Origin of the sequence: Cryobacterium algoritolerans (genome assembly GCF_004402785.1) — a bacterium.
GTDB lineage: Bacteria > Actinomycetota > Actinomycetes > Actinomycetales > Microbacteriaceae > Cryobacterium > Cryobacterium algoritolerans.
Window position 1 is genome coordinate 38099 of the sequence record NZ_SOFP01000046.1, and the last position, 16474, is coordinate 54572.

General features: G+C 65.6%; 16 protein-coding genes. 6 read left to right on the forward strand and 10 right to left on the reverse strand.

Annotated features, from left to right (window positions below; translation table 11 throughout):
- The first annotated feature begins 48 nt into the window (after nt 1-48).
- Both E3O19_RS08685 and E3O19_RS08690 read left to right on the forward strand, forming a co-directional pair.
- Nucleotides 49-1212 (forward strand): LCP family protein, encoded by a 1164-nt coding sequence (locus tag E3O19_RS08685; RefSeq protein WP_241981279.1) that lies wholly within the window; start codon nt 49-51, stop codon nt 1210-1212.
- A 374-nt stretch (nt 1213-1586) separates the two neighbouring features.
- The gene (locus E3O19_RS08690) at nt 1587-4115 is read left to right on the forward strand and encodes an AMP-binding protein (protein WP_134566941.1); all 2529 of its coding nucleotides are present in this window, start codon (nt 1587-1589) and stop codon (nt 4113-4115) included.
- Nucleotides 4116-4579: 464 nt separating this feature from the next.
- Here E3O19_RS08690 and E3O19_RS08695 read toward each other — a convergent pair whose 3' ends face one another.
- From E3O19_RS08695 to E3O19_RS08710, 4 genes are all read right to left on the reverse strand, one after another.
- Nucleotides 4580-4942: a VTT domain-containing protein gene (locus E3O19_RS08695; protein WP_134566942.1), complete on the reverse strand. Its 363-nt coding sequence runs from the start codon at nt 4940-4942 to the stop codon at nt 4580-4582.
- 131 nt (nt 4943-5073) lie between these two features.
- A complete protein-coding gene (locus tag E3O19_RS08700) occupies nt 5074-5442 on the reverse strand; it encodes a hypothetical protein (RefSeq protein WP_134566943.1) in 369 nt (122 codons plus the stop codon).
- A 144-nt stretch (nt 5443-5586) separates the two neighbouring features.
- Complete coding sequence (locus tag E3O19_RS08705; RefSeq protein ID WP_134566944.1) at nt 5587-5781, reverse strand: hypothetical protein; 195 nt, start codon at nt 5779-5781, stop codon at nt 5587-5589.
- 124 nt (nt 5782-5905) lie between these two features.
- On the reverse strand, nt 5906-6268 hold the full coding sequence (locus tag E3O19_RS08710) for an ArsR/SmtB family transcription factor (protein WP_241981280.1): 363 nt from the start codon (nt 6266-6268) through the stop codon (nt 5906-5908).
- Nucleotides 6269-6378: 110 nt separating this feature from the next.
- Here E3O19_RS08710 and E3O19_RS08715 point away from each other — a divergent pair, with 110 nt between their 5' ends.
- The 3 genes from E3O19_RS08715 to E3O19_RS18300 all read left to right on the forward strand — a co-directional run bounded on the left by E3O19_RS08715 (nt 6379) and on the right by E3O19_RS18300 (nt 9340).
- A complete protein-coding gene (locus E3O19_RS08715) occupies nt 6379-6624 on the forward strand; it encodes a hypothetical protein (protein WP_134566945.1) in 246 nt (81 codons plus the stop codon).
- A gap of 59 nt (nt 6625-6683) precedes the next feature.
- A complete protein-coding gene (locus E3O19_RS08720; RefSeq protein ID WP_166804523.1) occupies nt 6684-8636 on the forward strand; it encodes a heavy metal translocating P-type ATPase in 1953 nt (650 codons plus the stop codon).
- 410 nt (nt 8637-9046) lie between these two features.
- Nucleotides 9047-9340, forward strand: coding sequence for a hypothetical protein (locus E3O19_RS18300; RefSeq protein ID WP_241981281.1), 294 nt, complete (start codon nt 9047-9049; stop codon nt 9338-9340).
- 25 nt (nt 9341-9365) lie between these two features.
- On the opposite strand, the gene E3O19_RS08730 is transcribed toward E3O19_RS18300, so the two are convergent.
- The 6 genes from E3O19_RS08730 to E3O19_RS08755 form a co-directional block, all read right to left on the reverse strand.
- Nucleotides 9366-9932, reverse strand: coding sequence for a hypothetical protein (locus tag E3O19_RS08730; protein ID WP_134566947.1), 567 nt, complete (start codon nt 9930-9932; stop codon nt 9366-9368).
- A gap of 8 nt (nt 9933-9940) precedes the next feature.
- Nucleotides 9941-10396 (reverse strand): single-stranded DNA-binding protein, encoded by a 456-nt coding sequence (locus E3O19_RS08735; RefSeq protein WP_134566948.1) that lies wholly within the window; start codon nt 10394-10396, stop codon nt 9941-9943.
- 159 nt (nt 10397-10555) lie between these two features.
- Complete coding sequence (locus E3O19_RS08740; RefSeq protein WP_134566949.1) at nt 10556-12394, reverse strand: type IV secretory system conjugative DNA transfer family protein; 1839 nt, start codon at nt 12392-12394, stop codon at nt 10556-10558.
- Nucleotides 12395-12422: 28 nt separating this feature from the next.
- Nucleotides 12423-13418, reverse strand: a complete 996-nt coding sequence (gene dprA, locus E3O19_RS08745) for a DNA-processing protein DprA (RefSeq protein WP_134566950.1) — start codon at nt 13416-13418, stop codon at nt 12423-12425.
- Between the two features lie 74 nt (nt 13419-13492).
- Nucleotides 13493-14956, reverse strand: coding sequence for an ATP-binding protein (locus E3O19_RS08750; protein WP_134566951.1), 1464 nt, complete (start codon nt 14954-14956; stop codon nt 13493-13495).
- A gap of 23 nt (nt 14957-14979) precedes the next feature.
- Nucleotides 14980-15420, reverse strand: a complete 441-nt coding sequence (locus tag E3O19_RS08755) for a hypothetical protein (RefSeq protein WP_134566952.1) — start codon at nt 15418-15420, stop codon at nt 14980-14982.
- A 442-nt stretch (nt 15421-15862) separates the two neighbouring features.
- Between E3O19_RS08755 and E3O19_RS08760 the strand changes: the two genes are divergently transcribed.
- On the forward strand, nt 15863-16441 hold the full coding sequence (locus tag E3O19_RS08760) for a DUF2510 domain-containing protein (RefSeq protein ID WP_134566953.1): 579 nt from the start codon (nt 15863-15865) through the stop codon (nt 16439-16441).
- Nucleotides 16442-16474 lie beyond the last annotated feature (33 nt).

Here is a 16474-nt window from a genome sequence, read left to right on the forward strand (position 1 = left end):
GCGCAGGCTCCTGTGCGGCATGGACGGCAGTCATCCCCAAACCCAGTCGTGACCCTCGTCAAAGCGCTGGGTATGGTACTCGTGGTCACGCTCGTCAGCGGAGCGACTGTGGCTGGTCTTGCGGCCTATACGACACTGACCAACATCAAACCTGGCATTCATCTCGAGCACGCGGCCGGATCCACAGTGGCTCCTCCGCCATCGGTCGGTGCTGCAGAGGGCGCGGTCAACCTTCTCCTTGCGGGCTCAGACACCCGAACCGGGCAGAGTAGCTTTCAAGACAAAGCTGATCTGGCGAGCAGTTCAGGGCTCGGCAACAACGACGTCACCATGCTTTTGCATGTTTCAGCAGATCACACGAACGCAACCGTTGTCAGTTTTCCCCGGGACCTCGTGTCGGTACCCATCTGCGGCAATGCGATTTCCTCCGCCATGCTCAACACAACCCTTGCCCGTGGATTGTCTTGTACCGTTCAGACCATCGAAAAAATGAGCGGCCTGACCATCCCATACGCCGGCGTCATCAAGTTCGACGGCGTCATCGGCATGTCAAACGCCGTGGGCGGAGTAAGCGTGTGTTTGGCCACCCCGGTGAAAGACGACAACACATATCCCCCCCTGGACTTAGCCGCAGGTCAACAAAACTTGGTCGGAGGAAATGCGCTGTCGTTCCTCCGAAGCAGACACGGCGTCGGTGACGGAAGCGACCTTGGACGGATCAGCAACCAGCAGGTCTTCCTCTCCGCTCTCGCTCGCAAGATTACAAGCGATGGCACCCTCAACAACCCGATCACGCTGTTCACACTCGCGAATGCGGCCCTATCCAACATGCAGCTATCCGACACGCTCACCAACCCGACAAGCCTCGTCTCCATTGCCCTCACACTCAAAAAAATCCCCCTCGACAGGATCGTGTTCGTGCAATATCCAGTCACCCCCGATCCCAGCGATCCGAATCGAGTCATCCCCCAGCCGAGTTCGGCGGAAGCATTAGTATCCGCCCTCAAGTCCGACCGGCCGCTCTCACTGACCGGCAAGCTCGGCCGAGCTGCGACCGCCGCAGCCACGCCAACCGCCTCACCCACGCCCAGCGCCTCTCCCACGATCGCTCCGGAAGCCACCACGACGCCCACAGCAACCTCCGTCCCGCTTCCCGGGGACATCTCGGGGCAAAACGCATCCCAATCGACGTGCACTGCGAAAAATAAGTAGGACTGTTCCCATCGAGTGGACAGCCACTCCGCGGCGCCCACAATTACTCGCGCAAATGGCGTGCCGCGCGCCTTCGGGGTCATGCAGGCTTGGCTGGCCTGGCCCGGCTGGCCCCGCGATTGACATGCGACTCTGGATGCTTGTGTCGCCCGACTCCAGCAGCACACCTCTCGTCGTTACCCCGACAATCCGGAGTATTCCCTGACAAAAAATGCATTTTCGTGCCACGACAAAGCCACGCTGGTCCAACCATCGGATCCAAGAACTAAGGTTAGCCTTGCCTCACTAAAACCGAGGGGCAAGACCTCCAACCAGAGACAGCCGTGCGCACCAACAAACCAAACGATGCATTCCCTTCCGCAAAAATATCCACCGTGCAGCCCGTGATGAGCGCGCAGTGCACCCCCACGGTCGGTTTCGAGGCACTCCGGCTCCTCGCCGGAGAACCGTCCGCGACTGCCCTTGTGACCGCGGATGGGACCCTGACCTACGCCGAACTGGACGAACGGGTCCGGGACCGGCGGGACAAACTGGGAGACGGCCGCCGACTCGTCATGGTGTCGTGCGCGAACGCCCTGGAACCCTTGGTGACTTATCTTGCCGCGCTATCGGCTGGGCATCCGGTGCTGCTCGTCGCAGGCGACGCGGACGAGCCGAATCAGGAGCGGAACAGGATCGGACTCCTTGAGCGTTACAACCCCGACGTGGTTCTGGCACCCGTAGGCAACGAATGGCGTCTGGACGAGCGACGCGAGGGAAGCCGACACACGTTGCACCCTGAGCTCGCACTGCTGCTCAGCACCTCAGGATCGACCGGATCGCCAAAACTCGTTCGGCTGTCACGCGAGAATGTGCGAAGCAACGCGAGAAGCATCGCCGACTACCTCGACCTGACCCCGCAAGACCGGGCGGCCACAACGCTGCCGATGCACTATTGCTACGGGCTCTCAGTCGTGAACAGCCACCTAATCTCCGGCGCGAGCCTGCTGCTCACCGAGCGCTCGGTGGTCGAGTCTGACTTCTGGAACGAATTCGAAGCTGCAGGGGCCACCTCCTTCGCCGGCGTCCCTTACACTTTCGACCTGCTCGATTCCATCGGCTTCGCCCGGCGCGAACATACGAGCCTGCGCTACATCACTCAGGCGGGCGGACGACTCGGCCCCGACCGGGTGCGCAGTTACGCCCGGCTGGGCAAGGAACGCGGATTCGATTTCGTCGTCATGTACGGCCAGACAGAGGCAACCGCGCGGATGGCCTACCTGCCGCCTGAGCTGACGGAGGAACGGCCCGAATCGATCGGCATCCCGATACCAGGCGGGCAGTTCCGCATTGACGACGCCGGTGAGGACTCGGTCGGTGAGCTCGTCTACACCGGGCCGAACGTCATGATGGGATATGCGGAGAGCCCGGCGGAGCTCGCCGCTGGACCGACAGTGGGGGATCTGCGCACCGGCGATCTAGCCCGCCAGCACGACGACGGACTCTTCGAGATCGTCGGGCGGAGCAGTCGCTTCGTCAAGATATACGGCCTGCGGATCGACCTCGACCGGGTCGAGCGGCTCCTCGCCGACGACGGCGTCGAAGCCAGGGCGGTCAACCTCGAGGAACGCCTTGTGGTGTTCGTTCGGCAGCGGTGGGCACTCGGGTTTGTCGTGCCGATTGCCGCGGAGGCGCTCGGCCTGCCCTGTCACAGCGTCCGGGCGCACCTCATCGAGGAGTTCCCCCTGACGTCCAGCGGCAAGCCAGACACCGCGAGCCTGCTTCGGGAGGCGGCGCTCCTTGAGCGAAACGTCCCACTGGAGGACCGCTCAGGGGCCGTGACGGCGGAAAATATCCGGGCTCTCTACTCAACCCTCCTCGACCGCCCGGACGCGGTCGCCGACGACAGCTTCGTCGCGCTGCACGGCGACTCGCTGAGTTACGTTGAGGTTTCGGTGCGGCTCGAGCAGATGCTCGGCACGCTCCCCAGAGACTGGCCGGCGAAATCGGCCCAGGAGTTGGCCAGCCACCGAACCGCACCGGCCGGGGCTCGACCCCGACGCCGGCTGGCGCGCATGGAGACATCCGTCGTGCTGCGGGCTATCGCCATCGTTCTGATCACGGGGACGCACACCAATCTCTTACATGTGCAGGGCGGTGCTCACCTGCTGCTCGGAATCCTGGGCTTTAACCTGGCCCGTTTCCAGTTCGCCGATGTACCTCGGCCGATGCGGCTCGGGAAACTGCTGCGCAGTGCCGTCCAGATCTTCGTCCCGGCCGTGCTGTGGATCGGTGGTGTCGCACTGATCGGCGGAATGTACGAACCCGCGACGGTCTTCATGCTGCACAACTTGCTTGGCGGCGACGAACGCTGGACGATGCAATGGCAGTACTGGTTCCTGGAATCCGTCGTGTGGACGATTCTCGGCCTGGCGCTCGTCTTCTGCGTTCCCCAGCTCGACCGTCTCGAGCGCCGATACCCCTTCGTCTTCGCGGCCTGCTTCGTCGCGGGCGCGCTTGTGCTGCGCCTGCTGCTGACTGGCGGTGTCGAGGCGGGGCCGACCGAACGGTATTCGCTGCCGATCGTGCTCTGGCTCATCGCTCTCGGCTGGCTCATCGCACGTTCCACGGAGGTCAAGCGGCGGGTGCTGAGCTCGGCGGTCGTCGTGCTCACCGTCTCTGGGTTCTTCGGCGACCCGGCCCGCGAGGCGATCACGATCGCGGGACTGCTGCTCCTCCTGTGGATACCAGCGGCGCCCCTGCCGCGGATTCTGGTGCCGGTGCTGGGCGTCGTGGCCTCGGCATCGTTGTGTACCTCGTCCAGTGGCAGGTCTACCCGCTTCTCGCGGACGAATTCCCTCTACTCGCCACCCTCGCCTCCTTCGCGGTGGGGATCCTCGCCTGGCAAGGATATTCCGCACTGAGCGGTTGGTGGGCGGCCCATCCCGCAGCCGCGACCCGCAAGCTAGCGTCCGATCTGCTCGCGAAGACGGCAGGTCGCGACCGGCAAGGCGACCGGCGAGGCGATCGTCGACGCCGGGACGGTTTGTCGCGCAGACCCCCATCGCTCTCAGCCGCTGAACGGGGTTGAGAACGAACAGCACGGGGTCGCCCTCAGTGCGCAGACAGGTTGAGGCGCACTTCGTTTCAATGAAGCTAGTTCGAGAGGCTCCGATTTATCCATCGCCTCGATGTAGGATTCCCACGCTGAATCCCCGTCGAACTGGGTTGCGTCCCACGGAGTGTGGCTACGCCATGGAGCGGATGCCGGGGGCCGCCTGATGCTGCTAACAGTCTCCTCCGATATTTCCACCATCAAGAAGAACGTTCAGCTCGGCCCATCTTCGTGGCCACCGGGCCGTCAGCTATGGCCGCGTATCGACGGTCACTAGCTTGTCTCCTCCGCGCTTGTCTTCTCCCGGCCAAGCTGGCCGCGTTGCCGCGCTTGTAACACCTCGATACCGACCGGAATGAGTGAAGCGAGCACGATGACGATCGCGATCAGGTCGACGTTGTTTGCGACGAAGGGGATGCGCCCAAGCCAGAATCCGGCAAGCACCGCGATCACCACCCAACTAATCCCGCCGATCACGTTCCACATCAGAAACTTGCGGTAGGGCAGATGGGACATGCCGACGATCGGCGGGATGAAGGTACGCACGACTGGCACGAAACGGGCCAGCACGAGTGAGTGCGCCCCGTACTTGATGAAGAACACATCCGCCTGGTCGAGGTAGCGGGTCTTGAACACGCCGTCAACCTCGGTGTCTCATTACCTCGCCCGTCGACGGCCCCCACAGGAAAACTCCGTCAAGGACATACCAATGTGCTCCCTCCCGGTTCAACGCCCTTGGCCAGAGTGATGCCGGTGGAAATGTGGCCCTATTCGTTTTGGGGCCAGGTGAAGTTGGTGGTGTGGGGGAAGGACGAGGGGGAGTTGTAGCCGATGACGATGTCGTCGCGCGGCTTGAGGACGCAGCCGGCGGGATCAGCGACCGGTTGCCCGTTGACGTAGGCCTGCAGGGTCTGATCGCCCTGGGTGGTGTAGTCGCCGATTTGGGTGGCGGTGAGCTTGACGCCCCAGATGTCGAAGAACGCGCCCAGGGTGAAGGTGTCGGACGGCTGCGATGCCTCGATGTGGATCACGCCGGTGGTGTCGTGGGTGTGCATGGGGGATTCGAGCTGGTCGGCGGCGGAGATGCCGGAGTTGGCGGGCACGGGGACCGGCTTACCATCGATGTAAATCGCCATGTGGGCGTGGATGTGGAAGCTCTCGTCCCCGTTCGGCGGCAGATTCAGATTGGCGAGCCGGGCCGGCAGGTTGGCGTACTCGGGCTGCCAGGGGGCGGGGCCGGTCTGCAGCCCGGGCAGTGCCGCGTTACTGACTGCCGGGCCCTATGCGGAGGTGGCCGTCTGGGCTGACGTGTGGGAGTTGGTGGCCACTGTGATCCCGGCGGGGAGGGCCCCGGCCACAGCGAGTCCGGCGGCGCCGAGCATGAGGTTCCGTCGGCGATGGGCCTTGGCCTGGCGGGCGCGTTCGGCCTCGCGGAGGTTGCGGGCTTCGGGCTTTTGTGAGGTGCGGTTGGGCATCGACGGGGGCTCGTTTCTGGAGGACATAGTTTGGCAGGTGGGGCAAGGCTGAAACCCGGATCCGACTCCAGGTTCACGTCGCGTGCACAGCAGGAGTCTTGGACTTGGCAAGGATGCGGGGTTCTCAGATAGAAGGGCCTGCGCTGAAGAGGGTGCGCAGAGCATCCATGGCCTCGGGGCGGGCCTTGTAGTAGACCCACACTCCTCGCTTATCACGCTCGACGAGCCCGGCGTCGTGCAGAATCTTCAAGTGATGGCTGAGTGTTGAAACTGCCAGGTCGAAGCCCTCGGTCAGGTCACACATCGCGCATGCCTCCCCGCCTTCATGCGAGAGCACCATGGACATCAGCCGCAGCCGCACCGGATCCGCCAGGGCCTTGAGCATCCGGGAGGCGACTTCGGCCTGGGTTGTCGTGATGGGTTCACGGGACAGCGGTGTGCAATAACCCACTGTCATGGCGGCCGGGGCCAGGGAGAGGATCGTCATGCTTTTCATTATGGCAGACTTCGATAGTTTGACAATCATCGAAGTCTGAGTATGTTGGAAGCAGGACTTCGAAGTTCATCGAAGTCATGTTTGATTGAAGGAGACACCCTGTGAGTGCACCGACCCCGCTGCTCCGGTCCAAGTACCGCACCCTCGAAGGTGGGTGCGTGAGTTGCTCTGGCGACCTTTCCCCGGTCGAGGCTCTGCCCGGCGTGCGGAGAGTTGACGCCCTGGCTTCCGGCGTCGTGCTGGTCGACCACGACGAGACTGTGACCGACGCCAACGTGGTCGAGGCCGCGCAGAGGGCCGGCCTGAGCCTGGCGCCGGCCGGTCCGGGCCGCCCCGTCCGCGCCTGACCCCCAGGGGGTCGGACAATCAGACTAAAGAGAGAAGAGACAGTCGAATGAATACAGGAGTGAGCGCCTCAACGCAGGTGGCGGCCCCCATCGTCTCGCCGCCGGCACGGCGCCGGTGGTGGCAGAAGCCCGAAATGGTGGCCTTGGCGGTCGCCGGTGTCCTGCTGGCTGCGGGCCTGATCGTGGAGTGGACCACCCACTCCGAACCCGCAACCCTAGCCCTGTTCTGGGCTTCGATCCTCGTCGGCGGGGTGTATCCGCTGCGCAGCGCCATCCGCGCCGTGCGCAACAGGCGGCTGAACATCACCGTGCTGCTGGTCGTGGCTGTCATCGGCGCGATCGCGCTGGGCGTGGTCGAAGAAGCCGCGATGCTGGTCGTCATCTTCAGCCTCGGTGAGGCGATGGAAGCCTACGCAACCAACAAGGCTCGCGGCTCTATCAGCGCGCTGATGGAACTGACACCCCCGAGCGCGAACCGGCTCACCACCGGCGGCCTAACCGAAACCGTGGCCGTGGAGCAGTTGCACCCCGGCGAAGTCGTCCTCATCCGCCCCGGTGAGCGACTACCCACCGATGGCACCGTCACCGAGGGTGCTTCGTGGGTCGATGCCAGCCCGGTCACCGGCGAATCCGTGCCCGTGGAGGCTGCCGCCGGGACCGAGGTCTTCGGCGGAAGCCTGAACGGCAACGGCGTGCTGCGCGTCCGGGTCACCAAGGAGTACTCCGACACCGTCCTCGCCCGGGTGATCGAACAGGTAGAGGAAGCCCAGACCAACCGCAGCGGCGCCGAGCGCTTCGCCGATAAGTTCACCGCAATCTACACCCCCGCCATGTTCGCCCTTGCGGTCCTGGTGGCCCTGGTCCTGCCGGTGTTCGGCTTTGAATGGCGTGAGGCCATCTACCGGGCCCTGGTCATCCTCGTTGTCTCCTGCTCCTGCGCGCTGGTCATCTCCGTGCCCGTCAGCGTCGTCACCGCCATCGCCCGTGGCGCCCGGGACGGGATCCTGATCAAGGGCGGCCTCTACCTCGAACGTCTGGCCGACATCAAGGCCGTCGCCTTCGACAAGACCGGCACACTCACCCGCGGCCGTCCGGCGCTGACCCAGGTCACCGCGTTCGGCGGCACCACCGAACAGGACGCCCTCACACTGGCCGCCGCTGTCGAGGCCGGCAGCGAACACCCCATCGCTGCCGCCATCGTCGCCGGGGCCCGAGACCGAGGCCTCGACATCCCCGCCGCTCGGGACGCCCGCGCCCTCCCCGGGGCAGGCATGGAGGCCATCATCGACGGCCGCGCCCTGCACATCGGCCGGCCCTCGGACGCCGACCGCTCCGACCCGCAGGTGGGAGCAGCCGTCGCCGGAGCCGAGTCAGAAGGCTGCACCGCTGTCGTGCTGCGCGAGGACACCCGCCCCCTTGCAGTATTGGCAGTAGCTGACCAGCTGCGCCCAGACGCCCACAGCACCATCGCCGAACTGCGCGAACTGGGCATCAAGCGGGTGTTGATGCTCACCGGCGACAACGCCACCGTCGCCAGATCCACCGCGCATGCCTTGGGCCTGGACGACTACCGCGCCGAACTACTACCCGACGACAAATCAGCTGCCATCCGTGAACTGCGCGAACAGTACGGGGTGATCGCGATGGTCGGTGACGGCGTCAACGACGCCCCCGCCCTGGCCAACGCGGACCTAGCCATCGCCATGGGCGCCGCTGGAACCGATGTTGCACTCGAAACCGCCGACGTCGCCCTGATGGCCGACGAACTGGGCCGGCTCCCCGCAGCCATCCGCCTCTCCCGACGAGCCCGAAACAACATCAAGATCAACATCGCCCTCAGCCTGGCCGTCGTGGCCGTCCTGATCATCGCCGCCCTCGCCGGGTGGATGACACTGACCACAGGACTGCTGCTGAACGAGGGCAGCGCCGCACTGATCATCCTCAACGGCCTCCGCATGCTACTCCCCGGCCGCGGCGAAACCCGGCACGCCCGAACCTCGGCACGAGTTTAGGACGGCCCAAAATCACTGCTGTTGACCGGCTTCACAGCATCATCAACGACGCCATTGAACCCCGTCGTCACCGGCATCACCTAACGCGGACGCCACAGAGCACCACCAGGACACCGCCATATAGAGACGAAAGCCACAGGGATTGGCGAAGGCCCACTGCATTAGCGGTGGGCCCTCAGTCATGAGAATAGCCGAGGCCACTGATAACGCCATCATAAAAGCCGCTATAACGGGTTGCGCCCGGTGATTGATCTGAGCATTGACTGGGCCGATTGCAGGCTGGCGGCGGGCCACGGGCGCGCAGTCCTTAGTGGCTGGGAGTTTCCGAAAGATCAGTGATAGCCACAAAAAGGCCCCGGCTTCACTGCGCCTGGGGGAGGTGAGCAATCTGTAGGGACCGGATCGTCCGAGTGACCAAGATCAACGAGCTTGAGACCATCACTGACGACGTCATCGAAGCCGCCGCCAGCATTTTCGGAATCGAGAACTTTCGACACAGAGCGATCACAGAACGCCGCCACATAGCGCCGAAAGTCACAGTTCGCGGTGTCCCGCAGGCATGGTTGTCGCATGTGCCCCGCCAGACATTGGGCCTGATGACCAGGGGCAAACGCATCGAGTTCAACGCCGGATTGAGAGCACAAAGCGGCTCGACCGGTGCGAAATGGTTCACGCGATCCAGCCTTGCCTTGGGCAATCACTGATCCCTGTGACCCATCCAATCGGAGATCAAGGAGAGTCGACACGAGCGTAGAACTCGGCCTCTGCCTCGCGGCGCGTGGGGACGTCGTCGACGACGAACTGTACGAAGTCCTCTTCGCGGTCGCGGATCACGATGTCCTCGACGGCGTCGGCGCAGGGTTCGCCCGGCCAGGCTGTCTGGCGCGTGGGCCGGTCGCGCTCGAGCCGGGTGCCCGAGGTGGCGACCCAGTCGTGGAGGCGTTGGCGGGCGTCGGCGAAGTCGCGGTGCCAGCCGAACGGGGCGGAGCCGTGTTGGTCGGGGTCGTAGGCGCAGAGCCAATGCAGGTGCAGCGCGGAGAGTTCCCAGACGAGTTCGGGGTGGCGATGCCAGAAGGGCGGCACGACGGATGCTGAGAGGCCGTAGGTGTATCGGAGCCAGTTCACCCACCGGTTGAGTTCGATCCATTCTGTTTCTGCTTCCTCGGCGGTGAGCAGGTTCCAGTTGATCGGATGCGGCGGCTCTGCCGTGAGCGGTCCGTCGAGCTCGTCGAAGGTGTCTTCGCTCAACGGGGCATCGTGATCGCTGGCCGCCCAGTCGATCCGGGGTCCTGTCATCGCCACCTTCACATCCCGAGCAGGGCGGAGCCGACGCGTGCCGGCTCCGTCTGCGAGATGACTTCCTGGTTGGCCGGCGCATCCCGCTCGGCGCTTGCGGCGGGGCGGCGGGCTCGGTCGACGTCGTAGTTTGTGCGGGCGAGGTCGTGGCCAATCTTCTTCGCCACGAACTCCTCGCGTTCGATGGCGTCGCCGTCGCGTTCGACCTGGAAGGTGCGGACGTTGCCTTCGGCGACGAAGCTGTCGCCCTTTGCGAATCGGGTGAGTGCCCGGTCGGCGGTGGCGCGGTAGGCGACGAGGTCGTGGAAGCTTGGCTCGAGAACGGTGAAGTCGCCGTTGTCTTCGCGGCGGAAGTGGGGCTGGCCGACGCGCACGTAGAAGCGGGTGTCGCCGTTCTCGGTGACCGAGCGCTGTGGTTCCGAGGCGATGAAGCCTGACAGCGATTGTTGGGTGTGAAGTGCCATGGGACGTGCCCTCCTGTGATCGGGCGGATCGTCGTGATCCGCGCTCACTACCAGGTGCGCCGCGCGGTCCACGTCGGTCGTGATCACCGACCCCGCCTGCGGCATCCGTTCCAAGGTCGGCGATCACAGCCTGGAGCGCGCGGTTGTGGGCCAACCCCGTCACTCTGCCTGACTGATCGGATGCTCCGCGGGCTCCTCTGCGGGCACCGCCGATGCGGGCTCGCATTTAGTCGGCGCGCGCATCAACCCTTCGATCTCCGCCCGGTTCGCGCGCAGCTCCTTCGCGTCGGGGCGCGCGGTCCACATACGCAGGCTGGCGACGACGGGTGGGGCGGCGCGGAGCATGATCAGCCCGGTCCCGAACGGGAGGGTGCGGATTGTGTCCGGCGGCATGATGGCGACGCGGCGGATGGAGCGTTGCGAGGAGCGTGACCCGCGGTCACCGATGGTGGTCGAGTCGGTCGTCTCGTCGCGGTCGCCGATGAGGGTCGAGAGGTCTTGAAGGTCCCGTGAGTTGGATCCTCCGCCGAGCACGATCTTCACGATCGAGGAGTCCCAAATGGTGCCAGCCGCGTTGTCGCTCCACTTCGTGCGGGCCTGGGCAAGTGATTGCAGCACGGGCATGGTGGTGATGCCGGTGCCGCCGCCTTCCGCCATGAGATTGGGGAGCGAGGGGAGTGGTGCGAGGTTGCCAATCTCGTCGAGAGCGAGCAGCAGGGGCGGGTCGAGGCGTGCGCCCGCGCTTCGTGCGGCGATGCGGCGTGCGGTCTCGACGAGGTCTTCGACGAGCGCCGAGACGAGTGTGGCGGAGTTGTTAGAGCCTGCGCCGGTGGCGAGTAGGTAGAGGGTGCCGTTGCTTCGCAAGAAAGCTTCGGGGTCGAATTCCTCGCCCTCGCCCGGTGAGACGGCGTCCAGTACTCGGGGGTCTGCCAGTGCGCCCAGCGAGAGGGAGACGCCTTGCCAGATGGAGTCGCGGGTGCGGGGGTCGGCTTCCAGCATGGCTTGGAGGGAGTCGCCCCAGCCGGTGGCCGCGCCCGGGGTGCTCAGCAGGATGGAGACCGCGTCGTGGGCGGCAGCCGGGTCGAGGGTCCAGCGAAAGAGCTCGGCGGGCGGGCATCCATCGAGCGCTGCCGCGTGCAGCAGCGACTGGAGGGCCGTGCGGGTCTTGGCTTCCCAGAAGCCGCCGCCGTCGACACCGCCCGCGGCCAGCCCGGTTCCGGCCGCGAGGCCAGCCGCGCGGATCATCGCGGTGAGGGGGTCTTCGCAGCCGCGGATCGGCGACCAGCGGAGCCCCACCGGGATGCCCGGAGCCAGCTGCTGGGGATCAAAGACCGCCACAGGGCCGAGCCGTTGCCGTGCCCGCAGGGTGGTGGTGAGGTTGTCGGGGCGGGTGGAGGTGGTCACGACCGGGCCGGGGGCGTCGAGGATGGCATTGATCACGATGTGCGCCCCTTTTCCGGAGCGCGGCGGCCCGATGACCAAGATCGAGTCCTCGACGCTCGCCCACACCGTGGTGCCCCGGGATCTGCCGATGCGATAGCCGACGTCGCAGGTGCCGGCGTTGGTGAGGGAGGGCCGAAGGTGCACCGCGCGCTTCATCAGTGCCGAGCGCGAGGCGGCCCGGGCCACCTCGGCGCGGCTGGCGATGCCAGGGATGCGATGCGGGTCGACCTTGGCTGTGCGGGCCGCGCCCCGGAGCATCCGCCACAACCAGATTGCCGCAGCCACAGCGAGACCGAACAGCAGGGTTGTCGTGAGCCAGTATGCGACCGGGTCCAGGCCCGGTGCCCTCAGGGCCGCCGACGGATGCCCCGGGTCGAGCAGAACGGCGAGCCCGGCTTCAGGCCCGCCGACCGGTTGCACGCTGCCCGTCACCCAGGCCGCCACGGCACCCGCGGCCCGGAGCGTAAGGGCGAAAACGGCCCCACCGATCAGGAGTCCGATGCCGAGGTTGGCCAGCTCGTCGCCGAGCGGGCCCTGTGGTCGCGGTGTGCTCATCGATACTGGTCCATTCCGTGGAAGATGGTTAGAACCGCAGGTCCGGGCCGGTTCGGCTGAACCGTCTCGTGGGGGAGTAGGCGAATGTGCGGTCTCCGGAGAAGCCGGCGCTGGAGTCGAGCAGGTCTGTCACGTCCTGCGCGTCGATGACCAGGCTCGCGATTCCCTCTTGGATCAGCCGGTGGCATCCGGCGCTGGTCGCGCTCGTCACGGGTCCGGGAACGGCGCCGACTGGTCGGCCCAGGGAGTGGGCCTGCCCGGCGACGTTGAGCGAGCCGGATCGGTGACCGGCTTCGACGACGACCGTTGCGCCGGAGAGGGCGGCGAGGATCCGGTTTCGTTGGAGGAAGCGCCACCGGGTGGGTGCGGAGCCGGGCGGGAGTTCGCTCACGAGCAGTCCGCCGCTCTGTTCGATGCGTTCGAAGAGCAGTTCGTGGCCGGCGGGGTAGACCCGGTCGAGGCCGCTGGCGAGCACGGCGACCGTCGAACCCGGATAGGACACGGTGGCTGCCCGGTGGGCTGCCCCATCGATGCCGTAGGCGCCGCCGGAGAGGATCACGCGGCCTTGCGAGGCGAGTTCTGAGGCGAGCTCGGTTGCTACCTGGCTGCCATACGCTGTCGCAGCGCGGGCGCCGACGATGGTGACCCGGCCGGGGAGAGGGGCCGAGAGCCGGCTCGGGTCGCCCTTGAGCCAGAGCGCGATCGGCGCGCTCGAGCCGAGTTGTTGCAGTTCGCCGGGCCAGTCGATGTCCTCTGGGGTCAACAGCTGTAGGTCGTGGCGCTCCATTTCGGACCGGATGCGGTCGATCTGACCGGGATTGATCCGAGGGGCCAGTCGTCGCCGCCACAGCTCGCCCTCTGCGGGGTCGACGCCGTTGGGAAGTCGACCGCCCGAGGTGATGAGCTGCACGGTCTCCGCTGCGCCGAGTCGGGCGACCAGGGTTCCCGTGACGATATCGCCAGGCTCGGACAGTGCCGCGAGCGTCATCCTCGCGTCTCGCTCGTCGTCCTTACTCTCGGCCATGGCAATGCCTCCTCGATCTGTGTGGAAGGTGCGCCTCGGGCCCCGCGAAAACAGTCAAAGGACCATGGGAACTTTTAGGCCTTCGAGGTCATCCGAGCCGTCGTATCGAATGCCGCGAGCTCATCGGGGTGCAGCTGGTGTTGTACGACGAAGCTGCGGTCCTTGATGCGCCAGAGGCCTTGACCGAGGCCAAGCGCGGGGAGCAGCTTCTGCTCGGTTCGGCTGAGCCCGAGTGCGTTGGCGGTGGAGCCGAGCTGGTCCGGTTCCTGGCGGTAGACGATGCGGGTTTCTGCGTTTGCGAGCAGCGATGACGCGAGGGCGCGCATTGCGGACCCTGAGTCGCCGACGTTGTCGAGGTCGCTGAGTTTGTGGAAGATGAGCATGTTCGCGATCCCGAAGTGCCGGGCCAGGCGCCACTGGGCATCCATCCGGCGCAGGAGGGCCGGATATGCCATCAGCCGCCAGGCTTCGTCGTAGATGACCCATCGTTGGCCGCCATCCGGATCGGCGAGCGCGGACTCCATCCACGCCGAGGAGCACGTCATCAGCACGGAGATGAGCGTCGAGTTCTCGGCCACCCGTGACAGGTCGAGCGAGACCATCGGAAGCGAGGGGTCGAACCGCACGGTGGATGGTCCGTCGAAGAGCCCGGCGAGGTCGCCGGCCACCAACCGTCTCAACGCATGGCCGACGAGGCGGCCGTCCTCCGCGAGGCGACCCTCGTCATCCGTGGGGTTCGGGGCGAGGATGCGATCGACCACCATCGGCAGGATGGGCACCTCAGCGCTCCGCACCGCATCCGCCAGGGCGAGGTCGATAGCCGTGTGCTCGAGCGGGCTGAGAGGTCGATCGAGCACGGTCTCGGCGAGGGCGCCGATCAGGTCGCGACGCCGGGCCGCCAGTTGCGCCGTCCATTCGGCGTTGGAGGCGGATGCCGCCCGGTGGCCCTCGTCGAGCGGGTTCAGCCGGTTGCGGAGTCCGTGGCCGAGGATGATCGCCTTGCCGCCGACGGCCTCGGCGACGGCGGTGTGCTCGCCCTTGGGGTCACCGGGCACGTAGACGCGCCGGCCGAAGGGGAGCGAGCGGGTGTAGCGCGACTTCGCCAGCGCGGACTTTCCGGAGCCGACGATTCCGGCGAGAACAATGTTCGGCGCGGTGATCATCCCCCGTTGGTAGAGCACCCACGGGTCGTAGACGAAGGCGCCACCCGAGTAGAGGTCTTGCCCGACGAAGACGCCGGCCGAGCCGAGTCCGGCCTCGGCGAGAAACGGGTAGTGGCCGGACAGCGTGGCCGAGGTGTCCTGGTGTTTGGGCAGTCGGAGGCGGCCGGGCATCCGCAGTTGGGCGGGTCCAGACTCGCCGGCGGCGGGAAGGTAGGCGCCGGCTCGTGCCTCGTCTCGTTCGGCGTGCCACCGGGTGCGCGCCTCGAGCAGCTTGGCCTTGCGGGCATCCGCTTCGATCTTCACTGCCGATCGCCTCCGGTCGCGACGGTCGCGGCGGAGCTCGCCGCGCGGCTCGACCAGCGCAGCCGTGTGCATCCGCTCATCCTCGCCGGCGTTTTTCACAGCGCGACCGGGTGCCGTGCGTACTGTGCCGACCGGTCGCGCGGGGCGACCCAGATGTCGGCAACGTCCTCACGCGCCCGAGGTGACTGCTTCGCTGATGCCCTGGGCGCCGAGGCGAGTTCCAGCTCAGATTCGGCTGGATACCTGCGCAGGAGCGACACATATCCAAAGGGTGGACTGTACGTCAGTGCGTAGGGCGAGTCGTCGTTCGTGAGGGTCCGGTCGGTCGATCCGGCCGGGATGCGTTCGTAAACGTACCCGTTGGTGAGCGCGGCATCGGTCGTCTCGTCGCCGAAGTCCCACTGTTGCAGGTACTCGATCGCCGCGGTGGGTCCGCGGCGATCGATCAGGTCAAGCGTCGTGTCAGCTTGCTCTCCCTGGAGGAAGATGACGCTGATCCAACGGGATGCTGATGCGTTCACTCGTTTGTCGAACATGTCGGCTCCAATCTGGGTGCTCTGCACAACAGGAGCGCACCGATCGCACTCTGTGGCAGAGGGGGAGCGCTTCGGCGGTCAGGGCCTGCGCCTGCTAGGCAACGAAACGGCGGGTTTCGCAGGAGGCCGTCGATACCGCGACGCCCGCGCACTCTGAGAACCCGGGCAAACAGTCATGACACTCGCCGGCCATAGTCCCGACACGGCACAGCCCGCGGTGACTTTGTGCATTGGCTCCTCGGTGCCGTCGGCATCAAGCAATGGGTGGGGATGCTTTCGGTCGAGGTATCGGCCCAGTTGGAGCTATGGGAAGCTGTCGGGAGAAACCGTTCGACGGAGGAAGCAGTTTTGCCGCGACGATCTAATCCGCGTCGGGTCATCGCGTTTACTTTCAGAGTCAGATGCGAGAAAATTCGCGTGATTGCGTTTTCGGAGGTTCAGCATGGATGCTCGAGCGGGCTATTACGACGACGGCAATAACCAAATGCGCTGGTGGGATGACGAGCACTGGACAGGAGCCGTCCGTGAGAACAGCGCTCCTCATCCGAAGGTCGCCGAAAGCGAGACCCGAGATAATGTCGAGCAGATCCTCTGGGTTGTTTTTCACTGGCTCGGAACGATGTTCGCTGCGTTGCTCGCTCTGGCCGCGGTACCAGCTTTCAGTACGCAGCCGAGCGTGACGGTCGCAGTGATTGCCGGCCTGTTCGCGTCTACCGGTAGTTCAGTGATGGCCACGCGGCTAGCTCGTGAGCACCTACCGTCGCATGAATTCATTCGCGGGACGACGACCTCTCGCTCCGTTACAGGGGCGTGGGTCCTGATCATCGGGGGATATTTGGTCGCGACGGTGGTCGGAGGAGTATTGCATCTGGCGTCCGGTATTGGTGGGGCGCTGGGGGGAACACTCGACGAAGGAATAGCCGTGGCGTTTCTCGGTCTAGGGACGCTGCTCGCAATGCTGGGGCCTGGATACTCCGAGTACCGCGACGCGCGCGTGGAACGGACCTTCAGGCTTAAGTAACCAACTCACTCGATGCCTATGTCGGTCTTGTGC

Excerpts from the sequence above, each read along its gene's own strand:
- E3O19_RS08700 (WP_134566943.1), bottom strand. The coding sequence starts at position 5,442 with ATGGCGATTTACATCGATGGTAAGCCGGTCCCCGTGCCCGCCAACTCC.
- E3O19_RS08705 (WP_134566944.1), bottom strand. The coding sequence starts at position 5,781 with ATGCCCAACCGCACCTCACAAAAGCCCGAAGCCCGCAACCTCCGCGAG.
- E3O19_RS08710 (WP_241981280.1), bottom strand. The coding sequence starts at position 6,268 with ATGACGATCCTCTCCCTGGCCCCGGCCGCCATGACAGTGGGTTATTGC.
- E3O19_RS08730 (WP_134566947.1), bottom strand. The coding sequence starts at position 9,932 with ATGACAGGACCCCGGATCGACTGGGCGGCCAGCGATCACGATGCCCCG.
- E3O19_RS08735 (WP_134566948.1), bottom strand. The coding sequence starts at position 10,396 with ATGGCACTTCACACCCAACAATCGCTGTCAGGCTTCATCGCCTCGGAA.
- E3O19_RS08740 (WP_134566949.1), bottom strand. The coding sequence starts at position 12,394 with ATGAGCACACCGCGACCACAGGGCCCGCTCGGCGACGAGCTGGCCAAC.
- dprA (WP_134566950.1), bottom strand. The coding sequence starts at position 13,418 with ATGGCCGAGAGTAAGGACGACGAGCGAGACGCGAGGATGACGCTCGCG.
- E3O19_RS08750 (WP_134566951.1), bottom strand. The coding sequence starts at position 14,956 with ATGCACACGGCTGCGCTGGTCGAGCCGCGCGGCGAGCTCCGCCGCGAC.
- E3O19_RS08755 (WP_134566952.1), bottom strand. The coding sequence starts at position 15,420 with ATGTTCGACAAACGAGTGAACGCATCAGCATCCCGTTGGATCAGCGTC.
- E3O19_RS08760 (WP_134566953.1), top strand. The coding sequence starts at position 15,863 with ATGGATGCTCGAGCGGGCTATTACGACGACGGCAATAACCAAATGCGC.